The following is a 24,098-nucleotide window of genomic DNA, read 5'->3' on the forward strand; positions in this document are numbered from 1 at the left end:
GCAATACCCTATGACGGCAATCCACGATATTTACCAGGCCCAGCGCAGCTACTTCGGCTCGGGCGCCACCCGCTCCGCCTCTTTCAGGAAAACGCAGCTCAAACTACTCAGGAAGGCTATAAAACGGCATGAGGACGCGATCCTGGCGGCTTTGTATGCAGATATGCGAAAGGCTCCCGTTGAGGCCTATGGCAGCGAAATAGGGCTGCTCTACGAAGAAATAGACCATGCCCTCACCAACCTGCGCCAATGGATGCGCCCGCAGCCGGTAAGTTCCCCGCTGCTGCATTACCCTTCCGGCAGCGTGATCTACCGCGAGCCGAAAGGGCTCACCCTCCTGATCGGCCCCTGGAATTATCCTTTCCAGCTGCTCATCAACCCGCTGATAGGCGCCATAGCGGCGGGCAACTGCGCCATTCTGAAACCTTCCGAAATGGCCCCGGCCACGGAAGCCGTTATCCAGCAGGTGATCGCAGACGCATTTAAACCTGAATTTGTAGCGGTGGTAACCGGGGAAGGGCATGTCGTGATCCCTGAGCTGATGCAGCACCGCTTTGATCATATTTTTTTCACCGGCAGCATTCCCGTAGGGAAAAAGATACTGGAAATGGCCGCGCCGCACCTCAGCCCGGTAACGCTGGAGCTGGGCGGGAAAAGCCCCTGTATCGTGGATGAAAAGGCGAACCTGAAAGTGGCCGCCCGGCGCATTATCTGGGGGAAGTGCTGGAATGCGGGACAGACCTGTATTTCGCCGGATTATGTACTGGTGCACCAAAAAGTGATGAACCCTTTGCTGGAGCAGATGAAAGCCGCCATCCGCCAGTTTTTCGGCGAAAACCCGGCCGAAAGCCCGGACCTTCCGCGGATGATCAACGATAAGCGGTTCAGCCAGGTGGCGGCATACCTCTCACAAGGAACCATTTACACCGGCGGGCAAACCGATCCCGCGGATAAATACATTGCCCCCACCATTCTCACAGACGTGTCTTTCGACGCTCCCGTGATGAAGGAAGAAATATTCGGCCCCGTGCTGCCCGTGATCCCTTATAAAAACACAGAGGACGCAATTGCGATGATCGCCCGGAACCCTTACCCCCTGGCACTTTACGTGTTCTCCCGCAGCCGCAGGACAGAACAGGCCTTCATCGAAAAAGTGGCGTTCGGCGGCGGCTGCATCAACAATACGCTGGTACATTTCGCCAATTCGGACCTGCCTTTCGGCGGTATCGGCTACAGCGGCATGGGGCGTTACCACGGCCGCAACAGCTTCAACGAGTTCACCCATGAAAAAGGGGTCATGAAAACCGCTACCTGGCTGGACGTGCCGGTGAAATACCCGCCGTTTAAGAACAAGCTGAAGCTGTTGAAGATGATGCAAAAGTAAGCGTTAAGAATATTGCTTCTTTAGAAACTCCGCCACCGGACTAGGTTCCCTGCCTAATAACCTTGCCAGGTCGTCGTGCACCAGTTCAAATTCGCCATTTTTTATAGATGCCGCGAAGCCCGAAAGTACCTGTATCCTGATCTCGGGCACTCCCATCTGCTTTAACTGGTCCTGGAATGCGGCGGGGTCTTTATCCGTATAAGTGATCTCTTTTCCTGACAGATCAGACAACAGCGCGGCAATATCGTAGAAGGAATAAAGCGCATTGCCGGTCAGGTGATATGTTTTGTTGCTGTGGCCTTGTTCAGTGAGAACGTTGGCGGCCGCCTCAGCCATATCTTCGCGGGATGCATAGGGCACCTTGCCATTGCCGGCGGGAATTATGACGCTGGTGTTTAAGACCTGGTTCCCGACGTAAACAGGGAGCATATCTGTATACAAAGAATTTCTCAGGAACGTGTAAGGAAGGCCGCCCGCTTTGATATATTCCTCTGTTTCAAAATGAGAGGTCATCAAAGGCTTTATGGGAGAGGTTTCCAGGCCTTTCATTGTAACGCCGGTATAGGCTATCTGTTCCACATTTGCTCTTTTGGCAGCATCCACTGCGTTCTTATGTTCTGTCAGCCGGGTGAGGGTTGTGGAAGAGATCAGTAGCACTTTTGTTACACCTTTCATCGCGTTATCCAGTGACGCAATATCGTTATAGTCGCCGATTTGTATGTTGACGCCCTGCTGCTGCAAAGCGGTGCTTTTCTTTTCGTCGCGTACCAGAGCGACTATCTGGCTTGCGGGTACTTTCTTCAATAAATTCGCTACTACAGCGGTTCCCAGGTGACCGCTGGCGCCTGTTACTAATATCATGTTGAATAATTTATTGTAAAATTAGCGGCTTCGCTACAGAATATATTCCTGGTTACTATTTAGTAACCGGTTACTGTATGGTAACCAATATGAATTGCTGTACTTTTGTGGCATCACTTTTTAATTTCGACACATGAGGAATGCAAATGGTCTTTCCAAACAATGCATAGAGAAAATCATCGGCGTACGAGATACGCAGGAACTTATTGCCGGTAAGTGGAAAACGGCCATCATCGGGATGCTTCAGTATAACGGGAAGACGCGGTTTATGGATATGAAAAGGGGATTGGAAGGCATTGCTTCCAAAGTGTTGTCAAACGAATTAAAGGAATTGGAGATGAATCATCTCGTGCGAAGGACGGTTGAGAGTGACGCGCCGTTATCAGTTGCGTACGAGTTGACTTCCCACGGGAAAAGACTTACTGCTGTGATCGAATCCATGGCGAGCTGGGGGATTGCTTACAGGAAGAGGGTACTCATCCATAAACAGCTGGATTGAAAATAAAAACGGCCCGGATAAACCGGACCGCTTCTCTTTGCTTACACTTAAACTATAATCTGCCTTACTTTTTACAAATTTTCCGTACGCAGGTTCTTTGGCACCTTGATAGTGTAGGTCTGCGCTGAACCGTTGCGCGTGCCTTTGACGGTAATGGTGGCTTCATCGCGGTGTTCCCTGTAGGCTTCGGCTACGTCGCGCGCATTCTTTACAGGCTCTCCCGCGATTTCCGTGATCAGGTCATCCGCTTTGAAACCGGCTTTTTCAGCGGCGGAGCCTTCTTTCACGCCGGTTACTTTTGCGCCTTTGCCATCTTCAGTGTCCTGCACGGTGAGGCCAATGGAAGGCGGCGGCGTAAAGAACTGGCCGGGCTGCATGCGGCGGGGCGCTTCCGGCATCCTGAAACGGAAGGGATTCACTTCATCGCCTTCCGGGTCGAGGCCAAAGCTGCGCGGGGAAATGGAAGTGCGTTTGCCCAGCGTGGCGTCTGCTTTATGTTCTTTTTTATCGCGGAGGTAAGTGATGGTCACCTTGTCTCCGGGCTTCAGTGCGCCGATGGTCTCAAAGAGGTCCTGCGGCTCTGTTATTTTATGGTCGTTCACGCGGGTGATCACGTCGCCTTCTTTCAGGCCCGCTTTCTCTGCCGCGCTGCCTTCCGCTACGGAAGAAACGGTTGCGCCTTCGGGCGATTTCTTTTCGGTGATAACGCCCAGCACTGCGGCGCCGGGAGTGATGCGGAGATCGCTGTCCTCATCGTCGAAGAACTGGATGCCGCCGTTGCTCATGTTGCCATTCCGTGGCGTGATCACGCGGCGTTGCACGGTAATGCTGCCGTCTTTGTATTCGTCGATCTTTTTGCCGTCTATCAAAACTTCACCATCCTTGATCTCTACGGTTACCTTGGCGTCTTTAGCGGCGCCTTTGCGTTTGATCACGATCTCATCATACTCTCCCAGTTTACCGGAACGTTTTTCCTGGGCTGCGGCCGGGAGAACCAGTGTTGCCATGGCGATGAGGCCAAAGCTGAAAGTGTACAACATTTTACGCATAGGAGTAATTGGTTTTGGGCAAAATTAATGGGACCGGCCGGTAAAAAAATGTTAAAACCGGGCGCTGCGGTTTAAGGGATTGTTAAAAAACATTTGGCCAAATTGGCCCTTTGAGGAAGGGGTTTTTACCGGTATGGTTTAGTAGTGCTTTAGTAAGGCTTTAGTAGGGATACCGTAAGGGAACCGTAGTAAAATGCATATAAAATAAATAAATATAAAACGGGCTCCCGGTTGGAAGCCCGCTCCTATTATTAGATGGTAAGTTTCTACAGGATTGTTTTCACATTATCGATCACCTGCTGCAGCTGGCTCACGTCCTGCCCGCCTGCGTTGGCTTGGGTAGGCTGGCCGCCGCCGCCGCCTTTGATGAGGCCGGCCACCTGCTCCTTGATAATTTTCTGCGCGTTCAGTCCTTTGGATTTCACCAGGTCGTCAGACACTACGACAGACACCTGGGCCTTGCCGCCGATATTAGATACAAGCACTGCCAGGAAAGGCGCTGCTAAATGATCTTTTACTGACGTGGCTACCTGGCGGAGCATATCCGCGCTGGCGGCTTCTACCGTTGTACCGAGGAACTGCACGCCATTAACAGCTACAGCCTGCTGCGGCAGTGTGGCTGCGAGCTGCGCGGCCTGCTTCTGCTCCAATGCGGCCAGCTGTTTTTCCAGCGCGGCTTTGTCATTGATGATGGTCTCCAGGGCCTTCGCCGGTTCTTTCGGGTTTTTTATCAGCGCTTTGATCTCTTTCAGCTGCGCCAGCTGCTCGTTCACATACGTTTCAGCTTTGGCGCCGGTTACGGCTTCCACCCTGCGTACGCCTGCTGCCACTGCGCTCTCCGCGATGAATTTAAACAGCCCCAGCTCGCCGGTATAGCCTACGTGCGTGCCGCCGCACAGCTCAATGGAATAAGACGGGTCGATGGTCACCACGCGCACGGTTTCCCCATATTTTTCGCCGAAAAGAGCCATAGCACCCAGCTTCAGCGCTTCTTCGCGGGGAAGTTCCTTTATCACCACGGGAATATTTTCCCTGATCTTTTCATTCACGATGGTTTCGATCTGCGCCAGCTCTTCGTCGGTTACTTTGGAGAAATGGCTGAAGTCGAAGCGGAGGTAGTCCGCATTTACGAGGGAACCTTTCTGGGCTACGTGCGTGCCCAGCACCTGGCGCAACGCTGCATGCAGCAGGTGCGTGGCGGAGTGATGGCGGGCAGTGTCGCGGCGTTTTGCAGCGTCCACTTCGGCCTGTACAGGGCCTTCTATCTTAGCAGGCAGATTGTCCACGAAATGAACGATCAGGTCGTTTTCCTTTTTGGTGTCCGTAACGGCAATGGCTTCGCCGTTGAAGCGCAGCACGCCGGTATCGCCCACCTGGCCGCCGCTTTCGGCGTAGAAGGGCGTCTGGTCCAGCACCAGCTGGTATTGTTCTTTTCCTTTTGCTTTGATCTTGCGGTATTTGAGCACTGTGGCCGCTGCATTCAGCTGTGTGTAGCCGATGAAGATGCCGGAAGGCTGGTCCTGCAGGATGGTCCAGTCGCCCATATCCAGCTCTGTGGCTGCGCGGGAGCGGTCTTTCTGCTTTTTCATTTCGGCGGTAAAGCCTTCTTCATCCACTTTAAAGCCCTTTTCGGAGGCGATCAGCATGGTGAGGTCCAGCGGGAAGCCGAACGTATCGTATAATTCGAACGCAACGGGTCCTTCAATGGTTTTGGATCTTTCACCGGAAGTGATCAGGTCCAGGCGGCTGAGACCGCTGTCCAGCGTGCGGAGGAAGCTGCTTTCTTCTTCAAACACTACTTTCTTCACAAAATCGGCCTGCTGCTCCAGCTCGGGGAACACTTTGCTGAACTGCTCGCCCAGCACGGGAACCAGCTCATGCAGCAGGGGCTTTTTCACATCCAGGAAAGAGAAATAGTACCGCACGGCGCGGCGCAGGATGCGGCGGATCACGTAACCCGCCCCGTTGTTGGAAGGCAGCTGCCCGTCCGCGATCGTGAAGCAGATAGCGCGGATGTGGTCTGCGATCACACGGAAAGCGATATCCGTTTTTTCGGTCTGCCCGTATTGTTTGCCGCAGAGCTTTTCAGTGGCATGAATAAGGGGCATGAACACGTCTGTATCGTAGTTGCTCTGTTTGCCCTGGAGCACGCGCACGAGGCGCTCAAAGCCCATCCCGGTGTCCACATGTTTGGCGGGGAGCGGCTCCAGGCTGCCGTCTTTCAGGCGGTTGAACTGCATGAATACATTATTCCATATCTCGATCACCTGCGGGTGGTCGTTGTTCACCAGGTCTTTGCCGGGTACTTTAGCTCTTTCTTCATCCGTACGGCAGTCTACATGAATTTCCGTACAGGGGCCACAGGGGCCGGTATCGCCCATTTCCCAGAAGTTATCCTTTTTGTTGCCCATCAGGATACGTTCTTCTGCAATATGTTCTTTCCATGCGGCCATGGCTTCCGCGTCGGCCGGCAGGTTTTCTTTGGCATCTCCTTCAAACACAGTCACATATAAACGGTCTTTCGGCAGCTTATACACTTCAGTGAGCAGCTCCCAGCTCCATTGGATGGCTTCTTTTTTGAAATAGTCGCCAAAGCTCCAGTTGCCCAGCATTTCGAACATGGTATGGTGGTAGGTGTCGATGCCCACTTCTTCCAGGTCGTTGTGTTTGCCGCTTACCCGCAGGCATTTCTGGGTGTCTGCCGCTCTTTTATAAGGCGCGGGTTTGTTGCCGAGGAAAAGGTCTTTGAATTGGTTCATCCCTGCGTTGGTGAAAAGCAGGGTAGGGTCGTTTTTCACCACGATAGGCGCGCTGGGCACTATCTGGTGGCCTTTTGAAGCGAAAAAATCGAGGAATTGTTGTCTGATCTCGGCTGCGGTCATAAAATATTACTGTGTATTAATATCTAATTTTAACTTTATAATTGCATCCATCCCAAATTTCCCTTTAATTTGTGTTTATCGCAAAGTGGCTCGCCGAGAAATTGAGATTCAAAAGGTTGACGTTTTAACCTAATTCCATTAGGTTTGCGGACCCCGGTTTAACCGTACAATTTTTTAAGCGTAGGTTGAATGCGGTGCAAAAATATTGAAATAAATAAAAACAAGGCATAACCGCCGTTTTCCTGTGAAAAAACCGGGGAATGCACTGATACTAAAAAAACGGGCAGCGCGTTGAATCGTTCGCGCACCATATCAACCCTCAAGGTTCATGAAGAAGGTCAAATATTTTTATAATACACAAACGCTTAAATACGAAAAGCTCGTAGTGTCCGTACGGGTCAAAATCCTCCGTATCCTCGGTTTCCTCTCTGCCGCCATTGTAACCGGCATCCTGTTCCTGTCCATTGCCTACCGCTTCCTGGAATCGCCCAAGGAAAAATTCCTGCGCCAGGATATTGAGAGCATGAAAGAAGAATATGATGCGCTGAAAGGCCGCATGGCGGAAATGAAAACCTCGCTGGATGAATTGCAGCACCGCGACAACGAGATCTACCGCGTCATTTTTGAAGCCGCGCCTATTGCAGACAGCGTGCGCGCGGGCAAACCCAAAGAGGAAGAGAATGTACAACTGGCCTCCAAAGCCAATTCCGAGATCATAGCCGCTTCCGCCAACATGCTCGCCGAACTGCACAACCGAGTGAAGGCCCAGGAAAAATCATACGTACAGATCGAAGATCTTATCAAGAATAAACAAAAAATGCTGGCCTCTATCCCGGCTATACAGCCGGTGGCCAATAAGGACCTGGACCGTATCGCTTCCGGCTACGGGTACCGCATTGATCCCATTTACAAAACCATGAAATTCCACAGCGGCCTGGATTTCACGGCGCCTTCCGGCACGCCTATTTACGCCACCGGCGACGGCGCCATAGAAGAGGCCTCCCTCAGCGACGTGGGCTATGGCAATCACGTGGTGGTAAACCATGGTTACGGCTATAAATCCCTGTACGGGCACATGGTGCGTATAAAAGTGAAACGCGGCCAGCAGGTGAAGCGCGGCGACGTGCTGGGCTGGGTAGGCAGCACCGGCAAATCCACCGGCCCCCACTGCCATTACGAGGTCATGAAAAACGGCACAAAAGTAGATCCCGTGTACTTCTTCTATAACGATCTCACCCCCGAGCAATTTGACCGTATGCTGAAAATTGCCCGTTCCGGCAACCAGTCTTTCGATTAGTGGAATGATTATTGGTAGAAAAGGCGGGTTGTGCATAAAAGGGATTCCGTAATATTGTATCCGTATTCTTTTTATCATACAATTTAACCGGTTATGATGCAGCAACTGGACTTATTCGGAGCCGCCGAGCCGCAGAAGCCCGCACCCGTCAAAACGCCCGCCCGGCCGCAACCCGCGGAAAACGGAGAAGCAGACGCAAATGGTGCAGAGGCCGCTATTCCTGAAGAGGGCGCTCCGCCGAAAGGCAAAAAAAGGGGGCGTAAAAGTCTGAAGGAACTGGCAGGCGACCCGCATGTGATCCAGGAGCTGGAAAAACTTACGCTGGACAAGCAGTACTATTCCATCAGTGAAGTAGCCGGCATGTTTCGCGTAAACACTTCCCTGATCCGTTATTGGGAAAATGAATTCGATATTCTGCAACCCAAAAAGAACCGGAAAGGCGACAGGCTTTTCAGGCAGGAAGACATCCATAACCTGAAGCTCATCTATCACCTGCTGCGCGAGCGCAAATACACCATCGAAGGAGCAAAACAGAAGCTGCGCGAAGATAAGCGCTCCGCTTCCCGGAACTTCGAGATGATCAAAAGCCTGCAAAAGGTGAGGCAATTCCTGACAGAGTTAAAAGATCAATTATAAATCACGAAACTATGCGATTACACAAAGTATTATTGGGGTGCGGACTGTTGCTCAGCTCGGTGACCATGGCACAGAGCAATCACAATCATGCGGCACAGGGCAAGCAGCTGAAAGGAGAATTCAAAATGAAAGAACTGCTGGCCGACTCCGCATTTGCCTGGTTCCACAGCGGTGTGAACCGGTACGATGCCAATGCGACAATGGTGAACTATATCAAATCCAATAAAGACAAGATCCAGCTGGTGGCGCTGGTGAACACCACCGAAGAGGCCAGCCAGAGCCTGCTCGGCCGTTTTTATAAAGTAATGATCCTGGCCAGCGTACCCGAAGAAAGCATTCACATGTACGGCGCCGATAATTCCGGCAACACCGGCAACGAAGTGGCAGACGGGTATAAAGTGAAACGCGTGCCCACCATCCTTGTAATGCGCGACGGGAAAGAAGAAGGCCGCATTTCCGGTAATTCCAAGGAATCCGTGGAGCAGGACCTGGCGCAGATCATCATGAAGATGAATAAAAAAGAGTAGCAGCACAAGCTGCGTATAAAAAAGGCTGCCTTAATGGCGGCCTTTTTTATTTTATTAGCCCGTCATTGCGAGGAGCAAATTGGGAACCTGTGCAGCGGAAAGCGCGACGAAGCAATCTCCAAACATGGGGTGTGTCAATACAATGCAGGAGATTGCTTCGTCGCCCCTCCCGCTTTAGCTCGGCTGCTCCTCGCAATGACGGGCTTTGTGCAATGCGGCGGTTTTTTCTGAGATAATTTATACAGCAGGATCCTGCCTGATAGCCAGCCGCACCCCGTTCTTTTCGAGGATGCTGATGGCGGCGAGGTTTACGTTTTCCCGCAATTCCAGGTAGGCGTTGCCTTCCAGGATGTTGGTCATGTAGATCACCTGGATGGTGTAAGAATCTTTTGTGAAGTCGAACAGGTTCACGGAATAGCCGGGCTCCACATCCGCATGGTTTTGCAGGTAATCCTGGATGCCTTTTACGACGGCCGCCACCTTGTCTGAAGTGGTATCTCCGGCCAGTTCCAGCTTCAGCGCGACGCGTTGTTGCGTGCGAAGGGAAAGATTGTCCAGCACACTGTCCACCATCTTTTTATTAGGCACCGTCACGAAAGTTTTTTCCAGCGTACGCAGGCGCGTGCTGCGCAGGCCGATCTTTTCAACCGTGCCCTGGAACGAATCCACCTTCACGCTGTCGCCCACCCGGAAAGGTTTATCCGAGAAAATAATGAACGAACCGATCAGGTTCTCGATGCTCTCTTTCGCAGCAAGGGCAAGGGCCGCAGCGCCTATGCCAAGGCCGGCCACCAGCTTGTCTACCACATCTTTCCCGAACAGGATATGAATGAGGATCATGGCGCCGATGATGAACATGATGGCTTTGAAGAAATCACGGAAGAAAATGATGAACTGGTTGTCTGTCTTGTCTTCCGTGAGGTCCGCTTTTTTCTCCAGTATCAGCGCGACGAAATCTATCAGGCGGAGAAGGATCAATATGACGGTCATGCTGAACACGATCTTGACCAGCGTGGCCAGCAGCATTTGCAGGGTGTAAGGGTTGCCGGCGCGGTTGTATACGATGATGTTCAGCTCGGAGGGGAATACGAGGTGGTTGCTCGCCATGATGAAGGCGGTCATGAGCAGGAAATATTCCAGCGGCTTAAAAAGCAGCTGCACGAATTCCTGCTGCGCGATGCTGGGGCTCCAGTGCTTGATAAGCCTGAACATACCGGCGGCAAGGCCTTTGGAGATGTAGCGGCGGATAAAGTACACGAACAGGATGATACCGGCTACTATCAAATAGTTCCTCACGGAATTATCGAGGAATTGCTGGTTTAAAAAATCATTCATAGGAAGCAAATGTATAGATAATTAAATCGTGTATGCTTTAGCGTTACCATTGTGTATTTGCACAAGCCCCGGTTTTTTCCCTTTTTCGAAGCTGCCGTATGTGGCTGAAATGCCCAGTGCCTGCGCCCCGTTTAGCGTGGCCCATTGCAGGATCGAGGCCATTGGTATGTCCGGGAAATGCCGGTGGATGGTACTGATCTCTTCCCAGATGGACAGTTGGCGGTTAGACGCAAGGCTGTCTGTTCCCAGGGCGATGCGTGCGCCTTCGTTCAAGAGTGTTTTTACATCGGGCAGGCGGTTTTCGATGTAGAGGTTGGCATTGGGGCAGAGGCACCAGAAAATTTCCTGCTCCAGCGAAGCGGCGTAACGCACGTCTTCCGGCGTGGTGTAAGTGTTGTGCACCAGCAGCATGCGCGGCGTGGCGGCGAAATAAGGAAGATAGCTCCGGAGGCTGCTTTTACCCGTCATCCCGAAAGCGGAGATATCCATATCGAAGTGCCGGTAGAAATCCAGGAAGGCGCCTGTTTTGGAGCGATAGAGGGAGTCTTCTGAGGCAGACTCCTGGTTGTGGATGGAAACGGGCGTATTGTTTTCCATGCCTGCCAGCAGCCTGAACAAAGTGGCGGAAACGGAGTAGGGGGCATGCGGCACGATGGAGCCGGGCAGGCCTTTTTCCCGGAAGCGGGCCAGCACGGCCAGGGAATGTTCCAGCCGGCGCGGGGCGGCCGCATCAATAAAGCCCATGCATTCCACGAAGCTGTGCCAGTAAATGCCGGGCTGCGTTTTGAAAGGGATGCTGGCAGCGGTGTTGCAGATGTCGCCCACGGCTATGATGCCTTCCGCTTTCATGGCGGCCGCGGCTTTGGCCATGGCTTCCTGTACCAGTTCAGGGGCGGGTATTTCGCGCTGCTCCATTACGGTTTGCAGGAAAACCGGCAGGCCGGTGCCTTCGGGGATCACCCCCTGCATATGGCTTAATTCGAGGTGGCAATGGGTGTTCACAAAACCGGGGCAAAGCCATCCTTCCACTTCAATGATCCCGTCTCCCGCCCAGCTGCGCGGTACCAGTGCAGACACGGCGCCGTCGTCGTCAAGAATGAGGCAGCGGTCTGCCCCCAGGAACTTTTGCCCGTCGAATATATCCCCTGCTGTTAGCTTGATCATGCTTTCCGAATTAACATTTAAAAATGAACGGGCCGCTTCCCCCTTTTTATTAATGGGCAAAAACGTAATTTTGCAACCCGAAGCAATTACGAAATACGGCAATTTCCGTGAATGATTATAATCCGCCGTGGCCTGTAAACGCTTCAGGGAAACAGAAATTTTATTATGATCGATAAATTAGATGCCATTAAAGGCCGGTACGAACAGGTAGCCCTGGCGCTTACCAACCCTGAAGTGGTAAAGGATAATAAACAGTTCAGCAAGCTGAGCAAGGAATACCGCCAGCTGGAGAAGATCGTGAAAGCGTACGACGCTTATCGCAACCTGCTGGATTCCATTGCCTTCAATAAAGAAGTGCTGGAAAGCGGCGACGAAGAAATGCGCGAGCTGGCCAAAGAGGAAACGGAAGGCCTGAACGAACAGAAGGAACAGATGGAGGCGGACATCCGCAACCTGCTGATCCCGAAAGACCCTCAGGACGAAAAGAACGCCATCCTGGAGATCAGGGGCGGCACCGGGGGCGACGAAGCCGCGCTGTTTGCCGGCGACCTGCTGCGGATGTACCTGCGGTATTGTGAGAATAAAGGCTGGAAAACAGCCATCATGAACGAAAACGCCGGTGCAGTAGGCGGTTATAAGGAAGTAGTGGTGGAAGTAACCGGCGACGATGTGTACGGCACGCTCAAGTTTGAGTCCGGCGTACACCGTGTGCAGCGTGTGCCGGCCACGGAAGCATCCGGCCGTGTGCATACCTCTGCCGCTACGGTGGCCGTGCTGCCTGAAGCGGAAGATGTGGACGTGGACGTTAGGGAAGCGGATATTAAAATGGATACGTTCCGTTCTTCCGGCGCAGGCGGCCAGCACGTAAACAAAACCGAGTCTGCCGTGAGGCTCACCCACATCCCGACTGGCGTGGTGGTGGAATGCCAGGAAGGCCGCAGCCAGCACTCCAACCGGGATATTGCCATGCGCATGTTACGCACCCGCATATACGAAGCCGCCGTCCGCAAACATGAGGACGCGATCGCTTCGCAAAGGAAAAGTCTCGTAAGCACCGGGGACCGCTCCGCCAAGATCCGCACATACAATTATCCCCAGGGGCGCATCACCGACCACCGCATCGGCATGACCGTGTATAACATGGATGCTTTTATGAACGGGGAGATAGACGACATGGTGCAGGCGCTCCAGTTCGCAGAAAATGCGGAAAAAATGAAGACCGGAGACGGGATATAAATTTAACTGAGCGCTAAAACAATTCCCGCAACAATTTGTTCGGCGGATGTGTTATTATGCTACGATGGCCCGGAACCGTTTACCAGATCGGGATATGCATAATGTTCGGTACCTCAGTTTTTTCTTATCCATCCTAAACCCATATCAAAATGTTAGATCAACTAGTTCAATTGGTGCGCGAGAACGCCCAGGAAACAGTGGTGGCCAATCCTGCTATTCCCAATGAGCAGAATGACGCAGTTATTGGCGAAGCCACACATTCTATCGCTTCCGGTTTGCAGGATGCCCTTGCCAATGGAAATGTAAAAGAAGTTATGGGCCTGTTCAACAGCAATGGCCAGGTAGATTCCCAGAACCCCCTGGTGAATAACATTTCCGGTAATCTTATCAGCAACCTCACCCAGAAGTTTAACCTCAACAGCGGCGCAGCCGCTTCCATTGCAGGATCGCTGATCCCCGCAGTGCTGGGCTCGCTGGTTAAAAAGACCAACGACCCCTCCGACAACGGTTTTTCGCTGGACAGCATCTTCGGCTCCCTTACCGGCGGCAGCACCAACGGTGTGAACCTCGGCGGCCTGCTGGGCAAATTTGGCCTGGATAAGGACGCAGACGGAGATGTGGACATGCAGGACCTGGTAGGCATGATCAGCAATGGCGCCAAACAACAACAGGGCAGCGGCGGCTTAGGCGGTTTGCTGGGCGGCCTTTTCGGGAAGTAAAATCATAAAACAGGCAGCGGCAAGAGCACCCGTGTGCCTGTTTTATTTTGCCTGTAAATAAGTGATTACCAGTTTTTTGCCGCCGAAGGTCTTTTCTTGGCAAACTATTTGTTTTAGGAACTAACACTCAAAATAAAACTTACTATGATGAAACGAATGAATGCATTAGTGGCGATGGCTTTAGCGGGAACACTACTTGTCAGCAGCTGTAGCACCTGGCAGGGCATGGACAATACGAAAAAAGGAGCGGTAATAGGGACCGGCGGCGGGGCCGCAGCCGGTGCAGTGATAGGTAAAGCAGCCGGCAACACAGCCCTCGGCGCCATTATCGGTGCGGCAGTAGGCGGTACGGCCGGTGTGCTCATCGGTAAGAAAATGGACAAACAGGCACAGGAGATCAAGAGCGAAGTGCCCAATGCCACTGTTGAACGCGTAGGCGAAGGCATCAACGTAACCTTCAACTCCGGCGTGCTGTTCGGCTTCGATAAGTCCGACCTCACCGCCACCGCACAAAGCAACATCAGGGAACTCGCGGAGGTATTGAACAAATACCCTGACACACACGTACGCGTGGAAGGCCATACCGACGACACCGGTGCGGATTCTTACAACTACGCACTGTCTGAACGCCGCGCTAAATCAGTAGCCAATTACCTGGTTGGCCAGGGCGTAGCCGCTAACCGCGTGCAAACGTTCTGGTATGGTGAAAACCAGCCCAAATTCCCGAACGACAGTGAAGCGAACCGTGCGCAGAACCGCCGCGTGGAATTCTCCATCTTCGCCAACGACAAAATGAAATCAGAAGCGAAGAGAGAAGCTGGTCAGCAATAAGTCTTTTAGTTGAATTTTCTCATAAGCAGTTTGAAACGATCCTCCCGGTTTCCCGGGAGGATTCTTGTTTTATAGGTGAGGCAAGGAAAACGGGAGGGGAGTTATCACAATGTATCCAGCCCTGCCAGCAACACGCTGCAGGCTTTCCGGATCTCTGCCTCGCTGATAACCAGCGGCGGCACAATGCGGATGCAGTTGGCCGCAAAAAGGAACCAGTCCGTGATCACGCCATTGGTGATGCAATGCGCAATTACTTTCTGCACGGCAGGGAAATCTGCCAGTTCCACGGCCAGCATCAGCCCGCGGGACCGCACTGCTTTTATTTTGGGGTGTTTCAGCAGGTCCAGGAACAGCTTTTCTTTTTCAGTGATGCCCGCCATCATGTTCTCTTCTATCAGCACTTTCATGCCCGCGAGCCCGGCGGCGCAGGCCACGGGATGGCCGCCGAATGTCGTGATGTGCCCGAGAACGGGCTGGTTTGTCAGGCTCCACATCACTTCGCGGTTGGCAATGAAGGCCCCTAAAGGCATTCCGCCGCCAAGGGCTTTCCCCAGCAGCAGTATATCCGGTATCATATCGTATTGTTCAAATGCCCAGAGCGTGCCGTTGCGGCCAAAGCCGCACTGGATCTCATCCAGCACCAGCAAAGTGCCGGTTTCGGTGCATCTGCGGCGGAGGGCTTGCAGCCATTCTTTTTGCGGGGCCAGCACGCCGCCTTCCGCCTGGATGGTTTCCGCTATTACGCAGGCAGTGCGCTCCGTGATGCGGTCCAGCATGTCCATGGAATTATGTTGAAGGTGTTGAACGTCCGGCAGCAGCGGGCGGAAGGCGTTGCGCCAGTATTCGTCGCCGATGATGCTGAGAGAGCCCTGGGTAGAGCCATGGTAGCTGTTTTTGAAGGCGATGATCTCCGTTCTGCCGGTATGGCGTTTGGCCAGTTTCATAGCGCCTTCCGTGGCTTCGCTGCCGGAATTGGTGAAGTACACGCTGCTGAGCGCGGCAGGCAAATGATCGGTGAGGTATTTGGCGTAGGCTACCTGCGGGCTTTGTACAAATTCTCCATACACCAGCAGGTGCATATATGTTTCCGCCTGTTCCCGGATAGCCTTTACCACGGCCGGGTGGCAGTGGCCGATGTTGCAAACGCTGATACCGGCGATCAGGTCCAGGTATTGTTTCCCTTCCGCATCCCACATGTACATGCCCTGGGCTTTCACGATCTCCAGCGCCATGGGGGCGTCCGAGGTTTGGGCCACGTGTTGTAAAAAAAGCTGCCTGTTATTCATTAGGGGCGAAGTTAGTGAAGTTCTATATTTGTAACATGCCAGTAATATTACCAGTTAAAGGAGTGCACCCGCAGATGGGGCCTAATTGTTTTATCGCGCCGAACGCGACGATCGTGGGAGACGTTGTAATGGGAAAGGATTGCAGCGTATGGTTCAACGCCGTGGTTCGCGGGGACGTGAACAGCATCCGGATGGGCGATAAAGTGAATATACAGGACGGCGCCGTGATCCACGCCACGTACCAGAAAACGAAGACCGTTATCGGGAACAATGTTTCCGTGGGCCATAATGCTATCGTGCACGGCTGTACGGTGGAAGATAATGTGCTGATCGGCATGGGCGCTATCGTGATGGACAATGCGCACATCGGCAGCAATACCATCATAGCCGCGGGCGCCGTAGTGCTGGAAGGCACCCAGGTGGAAGCAGGCTGCATTTACGCCGGCGTGCCCGCCAAAAAGGTGAAAACCATCAGCCAGGAGCTGATCCATGGCGAGATAGACCGGATCGCGAATAATTATATCATGTACGCGGACTGGTTCCGTGACCAGGTATAATATCGCTTTATAAAAAAACGTTATATTGCATCAGATATAATGCCCCTTACCTATGAAAAGAAAATGGTGGTTATGGCTCTGGCTGGCCTTCTTAGCGACCGGCTGCGCCTCCCAGAAGTACGGTTGCCCTGGCAGCACTTTCTACAATTCCGGTAACCAGAAGCAGAACAGCAAGGCCGGCAAACAAATGAAACTTTTCTAAACGGCCTGGTTATGCGTAAGTTATATTTATGGATGATATTGGCCTGTGGACTAATGGCCTATGGCTGCCGGACGCAGAAAACAGGCTGTCCTACGCCGGTGAAGAACCTGGGTGCGGAACGGGTAATGGATGAAATGAGCAAGCCGCAGAAAAAGGGATTATTCCGGAGGAGGCATTAGATAATCATTTCAGCGCTTATTAATACTGATACAGAGAAAGCTCGTCATTGCGAGGAGCAGTTGAGCTAAAGCGGGTGGGGCGACGAAGCAATCTCCTTCATTGAATGGAAGTACTCTAAGACATTGAGGAGATTGCTTCGTCGCGTTTTCTGCCGCACAGAATCCCTTGCTGCTCCTCGCAATGACGAAACTGTTCGCAATGACGGGGCTTCGAAGCAACGGGCTCTTTTTATACAAAGACAGGTTTTGTAACTAATAAGCCGTTTCTTCAATAGTGGCCAGTATGGTGGCGTAGCTCACATACCGGTCCATATCGATCTCCCCTTCTTCTACCGCCTCCTTCACCGCACAACCGGGCTCATCCATATGAATGCAGTTGTTGAACTGGCAATTGGGAAGGTAGGGCTGCATTTCCAGGAAATAATGGGATAACTCCGTTTTAGGAATGTCCACGATGCCGAATTCGCGCACGCCCGGCGTATCTATCAACCGCCCGCCTTCAGGCAGGTCGAACATTTCCGCGAAAGTGGTGGTGTGCAGGCCCTTGCCGCTCCATCCGCTCACGTTCTTCGTTTTCAATTGCAAATGTGGCAGCAGCTGGTTGATGATGGTGGACTTGCCTACGCCGGAATGGCCAGAAATGAGCGTGGTCTTGTCTTTCAGCAGGTCTTTCAGTTCCTCCATGCCTTCGCCCGCATTGGCAGCAGTGAGCAGTACGGTATAACCGATCTCTTCATACACCGCTTTCCAGTGTTCAAACTTTTCCATCTCTTTCGCCTTGTACACATCCTTTTTGTTGAACACAAGAATGACCGGGATATGATAAGCAGCGGCCGTTACCAGGAACCGGTCTATGAAACCCTGTGAAGTGCGGGGTTCTTTCACAGTGCATACCAGCATGGCCTGGTCGAGGTTGGCGGCAACGATATGTTTTTTGTGCTTGCCCTGCGGGGAGCTTCGCACGATGTAGTTCTTTCTTTCCGCGATACCGGTGATGATGGCGGGAGCGTTCTCTCCTTCTTCCAGCTCAACGCTCACTTCGTCTCCCACCGCGATAGGATTGGTGGAAGTAATATCCTCGTCGATCTTGAACAGCCCTTTGATGCGGGCCTGTAAAAGATCGCCTGTGTTCGTTTTCGCGGTGTACCAACTGCCGGTGGACTTGTAGATCGTTGCTTGCACGGTGTAAATATAAGGCAAATCGCGCAGGCGGCCTTACGGCAGGCGCCTGAAGAGCGTGTACCGCAGCACTGTTTCGAGCAGCATGCAGGCCAGCGCTATCATCGCCAGGGGGAAGAAATGTTCTTTATAGCGTTTGTAGGAGGTGATCTCCACCTTGGTGCGTTCGAGCTTATCGATCTCGTGGTAGATGTTTTGCAAGGAAGTGTTGTCTGTTGCGCGGAAATAGCGGCCGCCGGTTTCGGTGGCGATCTTTTTCATCAGCGGCTCGTCTATCTGCACGTCCACCATCTGCATCTGTATGCTGCCGTCCGGCATGGTGGCGGGTGAAGGGGCTTTGCCGATGGTGCCTACGCCTACGGTGTATACTTTTACTTTATAGGCTTTGGCGATCTCCAATGCGGTGAGCGGGTCTACCAGGCCGGTATTGTTCACGCCGTCTGTGAGCAATACGATCACTTTGCTTTTGGCTTTGCTGCTGCGCAGGCGGTCTACGGCGGTGGCGAGCCCCATGCCGATGGCGGTACCGTCTTGCAGCATGCCGCTGCGGATCTGCATGAGCTGTTGTTTGAGCACGCCATGGTCCATGGTGATGGGGCATTGCGTGAAACTTTCGCCGGAGAAGATCACGAGGCCGATGCGGTCGCTGATGCGGCTGTCCACGAAATCCATCGCAGTTTTTTTAGCGGCTTCCATACGGTTGGGCCGCAGGTCTTCGGCGAGCATACTGCCTGAGATGTCGATACTCAGCACGATGTCTATGCCTTCGCTGTCGATATTTTCGGAGGTATTGGACGTTTGGGGGCGGGCGAGAGCGGTTACCAGCGCGGCGAAGGCGATGATGCGCAGCGCCAGCAGCAGCGGCCTGAAGCGGATCTTCCAGGATACGGGCAAGCCTTTTAATCCCTGCAGGGAACTAACCTGCACCGATCCCTGGAACTTCCGGCCGGTGCTGAAGAACCACCAGATCATTACGGGAATGAGCAGCAGCAGCCAGAAAAAGGCCGGGTAAGCGAATTCAATATTTTTCCAAAGTTCAGCGTTCATGCGTTCGTTCTACTGGTTTGTGCCGGTAAGGCTTTGTTCTGTTTGAGCGGTCACGGAGCGTTTGGTCCATTCTACCACTGCCATGGCTTTCTGCAGGCAGTCTTCATGCTCATGCGGAGCAGGCTGCATCTTGGCGAACTTCGCCAGGTCTGCCAGCGTGAGGATGTGCTGCAGCTTGTCCCGCTGCTGGTTCAGCACGGTCACGGGCTTGATGTTTTGCAGCAGCTCGGCGCTGGTTTGCTCCAGTGCCGCGATATGAAACTGCTGCTCGAAATAATGGCGCAGCACGTCGGTGAGCTGCGTGTAATATAATTTCACATCGGTGTTCCAGGGTTTGTCCTTTTCCAGCTGCTGCAATTGGTCCATCGCTGTTTCGTACGGCGTCTTCAAAGGTTTGGCAGGAACGGGCGGCGCTTTGGGCTTGCGTTTGCGCCAATAGGCGAAATACAGCACCACGAGCGCAACTACCAGCAGCAAAGGCAGGAGGTAAGGCCAGTAGTCCAGGATATTCCAGGCTACGGTGCGCAAGGGTTTGATGGGCTTGAAGGCCTTCGTGGTGTCTACTGCCACGGTGTTCACGTCAATAAAAATAGGATCGGTGAACACGGAATCGTACGACCCGTCAGACACGGAAAACACTTCGAATTTCATGGGCGGCAGCTCCCAGCGGCCGGAATCGAAGCTCGTTACGGTGAGCGTCTGTTTCCAGTATTTTTCGTCGGGCGTGGAGCCGGTGGTGTCCAGCTGTGTGCGTTCCACCACTTCGATGTGGTTCACGGAATCCGGGAGGTTGGGAAACACTACCTTGATGTTGGCACCTTTGAGCGAACGGATCACCACGCGGGCGGTGATGCCGATCTTCACGGGCTCGCCAATGCGGATGGAAGTAGTGTCCGGCACAGCCGTTACTTTAAAATAGTCGTCATACTGTCGTGTGCCCTGCTGATCCTGCGCATGCGCGCGGCCCGCGGTAAAGAGGGCGGCCAGCAGGGTATAAACGAATATGTGCTTGATCCCTTTCATGTAAGTCTTAAACCCTGTTCAGGAAAAATGTTTGCAATGCTTTCACGTAATCTTCATCGGTCCTGATGCTGATCAGGTCCGCTCCGCTTTTTACGAAGGCGCTTTTGCAGTACTGCGCATGCTGCTGGAATTGCTGGGTGTAGTACTGGCGGACCTTTTTGTCGCTGGTATCCACCCATTGCGAAGCGCCGGTTTCGCCGTCTGTCATGCGCATGAGCCCTACTGCCGGCAGGTCTTTATCCCGCGGGTCGTATACCTGTACGCCCACTACGTCGTGCTTTTTGGCGGCGATGTTGAGCGCGTCCTGGTAATTGCCGGAGAAGAAGTCGCTGAGCAGGAACACGATGCTGCGTTTCTTCGCGGCATTGTTGAAGAAGCGCAGGGTTTCGGAAATATTCGTGCCTTTACGTTTAGGCGTAAAGGATAGTAATTCGCGGATGATGAAAAGGATATGCGATTTACCTTTTTTGGGCGGGATGTATTTTTCCATGCCGTCGCTGAAAAAGATGACGCCTACCTTGTCGTTGTTTTTGATGGCGGAGAAAGCCAGCACGGCGCAAAGCTCGGTAACGAGGCTGCGTTTGGTGTGGGTGGCGGTGCCGAAGGTTTCGCTTTCGCTTACGTCTACCAGCAGCATCACGGTGAGTTCGCGTTCTTCTTCAAACACTTTTACGAAGGGGTGGTTGAAGCGGGCGGTCACGTTCCAGTCGATGGAGCGCACATCGTCTCCAAAGTGGTAATCGCGCACTTCGCTGAACGACATGCCGCGGCCTTTGAAGGCGCTGTGGTATTCGCCTGCGAAGATGTGATTGGTAAGCCCTTTGGTCTTTATTTCAAGCTGGCGGACCTTCTTGAGTATTTCTGAAGTCTCCATGTTGTTGCAGGTTTTAATTCACGGCTCATGGCACTTCCACGGCATTCAGTATCTCGCTGAGGATGTTTTCGCTGGTCACGTTCTCGGCTTCCGCTTCGTAGGTGAGGCCCACGCGGTGGCGCATTACGTCGAAACAAACGCTGCGTACGTCTTCCGGTATCACGTATCCCCTGCGTTTCATGAAAGCGTAGGCTTTGGAAGCGAGGGCGAGGTTGATGGAAGCGCGGGGGGAACCGCCGTAGGAAATGAGCGGCTTGAGCTTGGCGAGCTTGTAATCTTCCGGGTTGCGGGTGGCAAACACCACGTCGATGATATATTGCTCGATCTTTTCGTCCATGTACACCTGGCGCACCAGTTTGCGCGCTTCGAGGATGTCCTGCGGGTTTACCACGGGATTGATCTTCGTTTGCCCGTCCGGCTGCAGGTTCTGGCGGATGATGTGGCGCTCTTCTTCCTTGGTGGGGTAGCCGATCACGACTTTCAGCATGAAACGGTCTACCTGGGCTTCAGGCAGCGTATAGGTACCTTCCTGCTCGATCGGGTTCTGGGTGGCCAATACGAGGAAGGGTTCTTCCAGTTTAAAAGTGGTGTCGCCGATGGTCACCTGTTTTTCCTGCATGGCCTCCAGCAGGGCGCTCTGCACTTTGGCGGGGGCGCGGTTGATCTCATCTGCCAGGATGAAGTTGGCGAAGATCGGGCCTTTGCGCACCATGAACTCGTTGCGCTGCTGGTTGTAGATCATGGTACCTACAACGTCTGCCGGCAAAAGGTCAGGCGTGAACTGGATGCGTGAAAAACGGGCGTTGATGGCGGATGACAGCGATTTGATGGACAGTGTTTTAGCGAGGCCGGGAACACCTTCCAGCAGCACATGGCCCTGTGCCAGCAGGCCGATCATGAGGCGTTCCACCATGTACTTCTGGCCTACGATCACTTTGTTGATCTCCATGTTCAGGAGGTCTACGAATGAGCTGGCCTGGTGAATCTTGTCGTTGAGTTGACGGATGTCGTAAGACGTATTTTCCATGTTTTACATTTCAAGTTTGCTAAAATAGCGTTTTACCTGGTAAAACCTTCTGCCATGGCGGATCAAGGCCGTTAAATTGCTGTTAAAAGACACGATTGAACGGCTTCCCCGGTAAGCAGATATGGTTTACAAAAAATTCCAATTTAAGAAAGCGGTTTGATATTTACATCAATTTTTTGTGTAAACCGTACATTTGTTGTCCGTTTGAGGCTGCAATCCGTATGCCACGAACAGAAAATATTAAAAACCAACAGATGGACCAGGACGATTTCGATAAAAGATGGAAGAATGTAGAGGATATGCTCACCGAGCGTTTCGGGAAAACGCCGAACATGGAAGCCTTGTTGCTGCTGATCGGCATCCAGGAGCTGAACAGCCCGAAAAAGAAGTTTACCAAGGAGCAGAAGCAGGACCTGATGCATATTGCAGTATGTTCATTGCTCAGCCAGAGCGGTTATTTTGAGCCTGAGGGGCGGGATAAGGACGGATGGCCCCATTTCAAAGAAGTGCAGCCCGTTCCGAAAATGGGCATGGAAGAGCAGGAGCGGTTCCTGAAGGAACATATCATCGCTTATTTTGAAGAATAAGCCCCATAGCCGCCCTGCGGCTGAAGAGTGCGACGCAACCCAAGCCCGGGGCTGAACCCAAAGCCGAAACCCAACCCAAATACCACATGCAAAAAACGATCCTGGCAGCACTGATGATCCTTGCATCCCTCACGGCCAGCGCGCAGCGCAACCGCAAAGTGAAAGTGATCACGGCGTACGGCACAATGGTGATCAGGCTGTACGACCAGACCCCGCTTCACCGCGACAATTTTATCAAACTCGTGAAAAGGCATTTTTATGACAGCCTGCTGTTTCACCGGGTGATCAGGAACTTTATGATCCAGGGCGGCGACCCGGACTCCAAACGCGCCACAGCAGGGGCTCAGCTGGGAAACGGCGGCGTCGGCTATACGATCCCGGCGGAGTTCAGGCTTGACCTGTATCATAAAAAGGGCGTGCTGGCTGCCGCGCGGGACGATAATCCTGCCAAAGCCAGCGATGGATGCCAGTTCTATATTGTGCAGGGAAAGAAGTTCACCCCGGGGCAGCTGGATACGCTGGAACAAACGCGGCTGGGCGGGCGGAAGCTGCCTGTAGACCAGCGCGAAGTGTATACCACCACCGGCGGAACCCCGCACCTGGACCAGAATTACACGGTGTTTGGCGAAGTGATAAAAGGGCTGAATGTGGTAGACAGCATTGCGGGCGTAAAAACCGACGGGAACAACCGCCCCGTGCAGGATGTACGGATGAAGATCAGGCTGAAAAAGAAGTTCCTGCTATTTTAATCATTGAATTTTAACATATTCGCGGGTAAGAAGTTTTTATTATTCCCGGCGCAATCTTTATTTTTACCGCTCAAAATCAAACTTGACATGAATTTTCCGTCACAACTGCGTTACACAAAAGACCACGAATGGGTATTGTTAGAAGGGAACACCGCGAAAGTGGGCATCACTGATTTTGCACAGCGCGAGCTGGGCGACATCGTATTTGTTGATATTTCCACGGTGGGCAAATCCCTGGGTGCAGAAGAGATTTTTGGTACGGTAGAGGCGGTTAAGACCGTGTCTGACCTGTTCCTGCCGGTAGCGGCGACCGTTCTTGAAGTGAATCCCGCGCTGGACGGCAGTCCTGAGCTGGTGAATTCCGACCCGTACGGCGAAGGCTGGATGGTGAAGGTCCAGGTGAATAACCCCGCTGATGTGGATGGGCTGCTGAGTGCAGACGACTACAAAGCGTTAGTAGGAGAATAATAACATGAATGAAATTAACCCGAATAACAAGTTAAGTATGAGAATGATCCGTTATTACCTGCCAGCAATGGGATGGATCATTCTCATTCTTTTTTTATGTACGCTTCCCGGCTCGGCGATCCCGAGCGTGTCTATTTTCGACAAGCTGCATGTAGACAAGATCGTGCATTTCGTATTGTTTGGCGGTACGGTATTGCTGCTGGCGTATGGTTATCACAGGCAGAAGGGAGAGATCAGCGGGCTGGCGTTGTTTTCGCTGGTGCTGGTGGTAACGTTGTATGGCTTGGCGATCGAGTTCATCCAGAAATACCTGGTGGCGAACCGCAGCTTTGATATCTATGATCTGCTGGCGGACGGGCTGGGTGCTGTGGCTGGAGCGCTGGTGTTTTTATGGGTAGGGAAGCGGTTCCTGAAATAGGATCGTTTGTTTAAAAACGTTGATGCGCCTGCGTTAGGCGCATTTTTTTTTGATACGGGTACGCTCAATTTGAGCGTATTTT

26 protein-coding genes are annotated in these 24,098 nt (G+C 52.7%); 15 read left to right on the top strand and 11 right to left on the bottom strand.

The features are described from left to right. Window positions 1-10: 10 nt before the first annotated feature. Complete coding sequence (locus R3I13_RS07345; RefSeq protein WP_346317277.1) at window positions 11-1,384, top strand: aldehyde dehydrogenase; 1,374 nt, start codon at window positions 11-13, stop codon at window positions 1,382-1,384. A 3-nt stretch (window positions 1,385-1,387) separates the two neighbouring features. On the opposite strand, the gene R3I13_RS07350 is transcribed toward R3I13_RS07345, so the two are convergent. Beyond that, complete coding sequence (locus R3I13_RS07350) at window positions 1,388-2,245, bottom strand: SDR family oxidoreductase (RefSeq protein ID WP_346317278.1); 858 nt, start codon at window positions 2,243-2,245, stop codon at window positions 1,388-1,390. A 133-nt stretch (window positions 2,246-2,378) separates the two neighbouring features. On the opposite strand from R3I13_RS07350, the gene R3I13_RS07355 reads away from it, so the two are divergent. Then, window positions 2,379-2,744: a helix-turn-helix domain-containing protein gene (locus R3I13_RS07355; RefSeq protein ID WP_346317279.1), complete on the top strand. Its 366-nt coding sequence runs from the start codon at window positions 2,379-2,381 to the stop codon at window positions 2,742-2,744. A gap of 71 nt (window positions 2,745-2,815) precedes the next feature. On the opposite strand, the gene R3I13_RS07360 is transcribed toward R3I13_RS07355, so the two are convergent. After that, entirely contained in the window at window positions 2,816-3,793 is a 978-nt protein-coding gene (locus R3I13_RS07360) for a PDZ domain-containing protein (RefSeq protein ID WP_346317280.1), read from the bottom strand. A gap of 266 nt (window positions 3,794-4,059) precedes the next feature. Continuing rightward, the gene (alaS, locus tag R3I13_RS07365; protein WP_346317281.1) at window positions 4,060-6,675 is read right to left on the bottom strand and encodes an alanine--tRNA ligase; all 2,616 of its coding nucleotides are present in this window, start codon (window positions 6,673-6,675) and stop codon (window positions 4,060-4,062) included. Window positions 6,676-7,003: 328 nt separating this feature from the next. Between alaS and R3I13_RS07370 the strand changes: the two genes are divergently transcribed. The 3 genes from R3I13_RS07370 (at window position 7,004) to R3I13_RS07380 (ending at window position 9,135) form a co-directional block, all read left to right on the top strand. Then, the gene (locus R3I13_RS07370; RefSeq protein WP_346317282.1) at window positions 7,004-7,972 is read left to right on the top strand and encodes a M23 family metallopeptidase; all 969 of its coding nucleotides are present in this window, start codon (window positions 7,004-7,006) and stop codon (window positions 7,970-7,972) included. Window positions 7,973-8,065: 93 nt separating this feature from the next. Then, window positions 8,066-8,608, top strand: coding sequence for a MerR family transcriptional regulator (locus R3I13_RS07375; RefSeq protein ID WP_346317283.1), 543 nt, complete (start codon window positions 8,066-8,068; stop codon window positions 8,606-8,608). Window positions 8,609-8,619: 11 nt separating this feature from the next. Beyond that, window positions 8,620-9,135, top strand: a complete 516-nt coding sequence (locus tag R3I13_RS07380; protein WP_346317284.1) for a thioredoxin family protein — start codon at window positions 8,620-8,622, stop codon at window positions 9,133-9,135. 237 nt (window positions 9,136-9,372) lie between these two features. On the opposite strand, the gene R3I13_RS07385 is transcribed toward R3I13_RS07380, so the two are convergent. Both R3I13_RS07385 and R3I13_RS07390 read right to left on the bottom strand, forming a co-directional pair. Beyond that, complete coding sequence (locus R3I13_RS07385) at window positions 9,373-10,470, bottom strand: mechanosensitive ion channel domain-containing protein (RefSeq protein ID WP_346317285.1); 1,098 nt, start codon at window positions 10,468-10,470, stop codon at window positions 9,373-9,375. A gap of 21 nt (window positions 10,471-10,491) precedes the next feature. After that, window positions 10,492-11,634, bottom strand: coding sequence for an amidohydrolase family protein (locus tag R3I13_RS07390; protein ID WP_346317286.1), 1,143 nt, complete (start codon window positions 11,632-11,634; stop codon window positions 10,492-10,494). Between the two features lie 165 nt (window positions 11,635-11,799). Between R3I13_RS07390 and prfA the strand changes: the two genes are divergently transcribed. From prfA to R3I13_RS07405, 3 genes are all read left to right on the top strand, one after another. Then, window positions 11,800-12,870: a peptide chain release factor 1 gene (prfA, locus tag R3I13_RS07395; RefSeq protein ID WP_346317287.1), complete on the top strand. Its 1,071-nt coding sequence runs from the start codon at window positions 11,800-11,802 to the stop codon at window positions 12,868-12,870. A gap of 149 nt (window positions 12,871-13,019) precedes the next feature. Beyond that, the gene (locus R3I13_RS07400) at window positions 13,020-13,589 is read left to right on the top strand and encodes a hypothetical protein (RefSeq protein WP_346317288.1); all 570 of its coding nucleotides are present in this window, start codon (window positions 13,020-13,022) and stop codon (window positions 13,587-13,589) included. A 144-nt stretch (window positions 13,590-13,733) separates the two neighbouring features. Beyond that, on the top strand, window positions 13,734-14,420 hold the full coding sequence (locus R3I13_RS07405) for an OmpA family protein (RefSeq protein WP_346317289.1): 687 nt from the start codon (window positions 13,734-13,736) through the stop codon (window positions 14,418-14,420). 104 nt (window positions 14,421-14,524) lie between these two features. On the opposite strand, the gene R3I13_RS07410 is transcribed toward R3I13_RS07405, so the two are convergent. Next, window positions 14,525-15,706: an aminotransferase class III-fold pyridoxal phosphate-dependent enzyme gene (locus tag R3I13_RS07410; RefSeq protein ID WP_346317290.1), complete on the bottom strand. Its 1,182-nt coding sequence runs from the start codon at window positions 15,704-15,706 to the stop codon at window positions 14,525-14,527. A gap of 35 nt (window positions 15,707-15,741) precedes the next feature. Here R3I13_RS07410 and R3I13_RS07415 point away from each other — a divergent pair, with 35 nt between their 5' ends. The 3 genes from R3I13_RS07415 to R3I13_RS07425 are packed head-to-tail and all read left to right on the top strand — an operon-like array spanning window position 15,742 to window position 16,644. Further along, a complete protein-coding gene (locus R3I13_RS07415) occupies window positions 15,742-16,263 on the top strand; it encodes a gamma carbonic anhydrase family protein (protein ID WP_346317291.1) in 522 nt (173 codons plus the stop codon). 52 nt (window positions 16,264-16,315) lie between these two features. Beyond that, entirely contained in the window at window positions 16,316-16,465 is a 150-nt protein-coding gene (locus R3I13_RS07420; protein ID WP_346317292.1) for a hypothetical protein, read from the top strand. Window positions 16,466-16,476: 11 nt separating this feature from the next. Then, window positions 16,477-16,644, top strand: a complete 168-nt coding sequence (locus R3I13_RS07425; protein ID WP_346317293.1) for a hypothetical protein — start codon at window positions 16,477-16,479, stop codon at window positions 16,642-16,644. 252 nt (window positions 16,645-16,896) lie between these two features. On the opposite strand, the gene rsgA is transcribed toward R3I13_RS07425, so the two are convergent. Genes rsgA through R3I13_RS07450 form a run of 5 tightly spaced genes read right to left on the bottom strand, consistent with a single transcriptional unit; the run spans window position 16,897 to window position 21,716 of the window. Further along, window positions 16,897-17,826, bottom strand: coding sequence for a ribosome small subunit-dependent GTPase A (gene rsgA, locus R3I13_RS07430; RefSeq protein WP_346317294.1), 930 nt, complete (start codon window positions 17,824-17,826; stop codon window positions 16,897-16,899). A 33-nt stretch (window positions 17,827-17,859) separates the two neighbouring features. After that, window positions 17,860-18,870: a VWA domain-containing protein gene (locus R3I13_RS07435; protein ID WP_346317295.1), complete on the bottom strand. Its 1,011-nt coding sequence runs from the start codon at window positions 18,868-18,870 to the stop codon at window positions 17,860-17,862. A 9-nt stretch (window positions 18,871-18,879) separates the two neighbouring features. Beyond that, window positions 18,880-19,893, bottom strand: a complete 1,014-nt coding sequence (locus R3I13_RS07440; RefSeq protein WP_346317296.1) for a hypothetical protein — start codon at window positions 19,891-19,893, stop codon at window positions 18,880-18,882. 7 nt (window positions 19,894-19,900) lie between these two features. Then, window positions 19,901-20,767, bottom strand: coding sequence for a DUF58 domain-containing protein (locus R3I13_RS07445; protein WP_346317297.1), 867 nt, complete (start codon window positions 20,765-20,767; stop codon window positions 19,901-19,903). Window positions 20,768-20,792: 25 nt separating this feature from the next. Then, window positions 20,793-21,716 carry a MoxR family ATPase gene (locus R3I13_RS07450; protein WP_346317739.1) on the bottom strand — a complete coding sequence of 308 codons (924 nt, stop codon included), beginning with the start codon at window positions 21,714-21,716 and terminating at the stop codon, window positions 20,793-20,795. Between the two features lie 332 nt (window positions 21,717-22,048). Between R3I13_RS07450 and R3I13_RS07455 the strand changes: the two genes are divergently transcribed. The 4 genes from R3I13_RS07455 (at window position 22,049) to R3I13_RS07470 (ending at window position 24,016) form a co-directional block, all read left to right on the top strand. Next, the gene (locus R3I13_RS07455; protein ID WP_346317298.1) at window positions 22,049-22,381 is read left to right on the top strand and encodes a hypothetical protein; all 333 of its coding nucleotides are present in this window, start codon (window positions 22,049-22,051) and stop codon (window positions 22,379-22,381) included. 86 nt (window positions 22,382-22,467) lie between these two features. Next, complete coding sequence (locus R3I13_RS07460; RefSeq protein ID WP_346317299.1) at window positions 22,468-23,130, top strand: peptidylprolyl isomerase; 663 nt, start codon at window positions 22,468-22,470, stop codon at window positions 23,128-23,130. 87 nt (window positions 23,131-23,217) lie between these two features. Beyond that, entirely contained in the window at window positions 23,218-23,598 is a 381-nt protein-coding gene (gene gcvH, locus R3I13_RS07465) for a glycine cleavage system protein GcvH (protein WP_346317300.1), read from the top strand. Window positions 23,599-23,635: 37 nt separating this feature from the next. Further along, entirely contained in the window at window positions 23,636-24,016 is a 381-nt protein-coding gene (locus R3I13_RS07470; protein ID WP_346317301.1) for a VanZ family protein, read from the top strand. Window positions 24,017-24,098: the final 82 nt, after the last annotated feature.

The sequence above is a fragment of the Chitinophaga sp. YIM B06452 genome (genome assembly GCF_039655965.1).
Taxonomy (GTDB): domain Bacteria; phylum Bacteroidota; class Bacteroidia; order Chitinophagales; family Chitinophagaceae; genus Chitinophaga.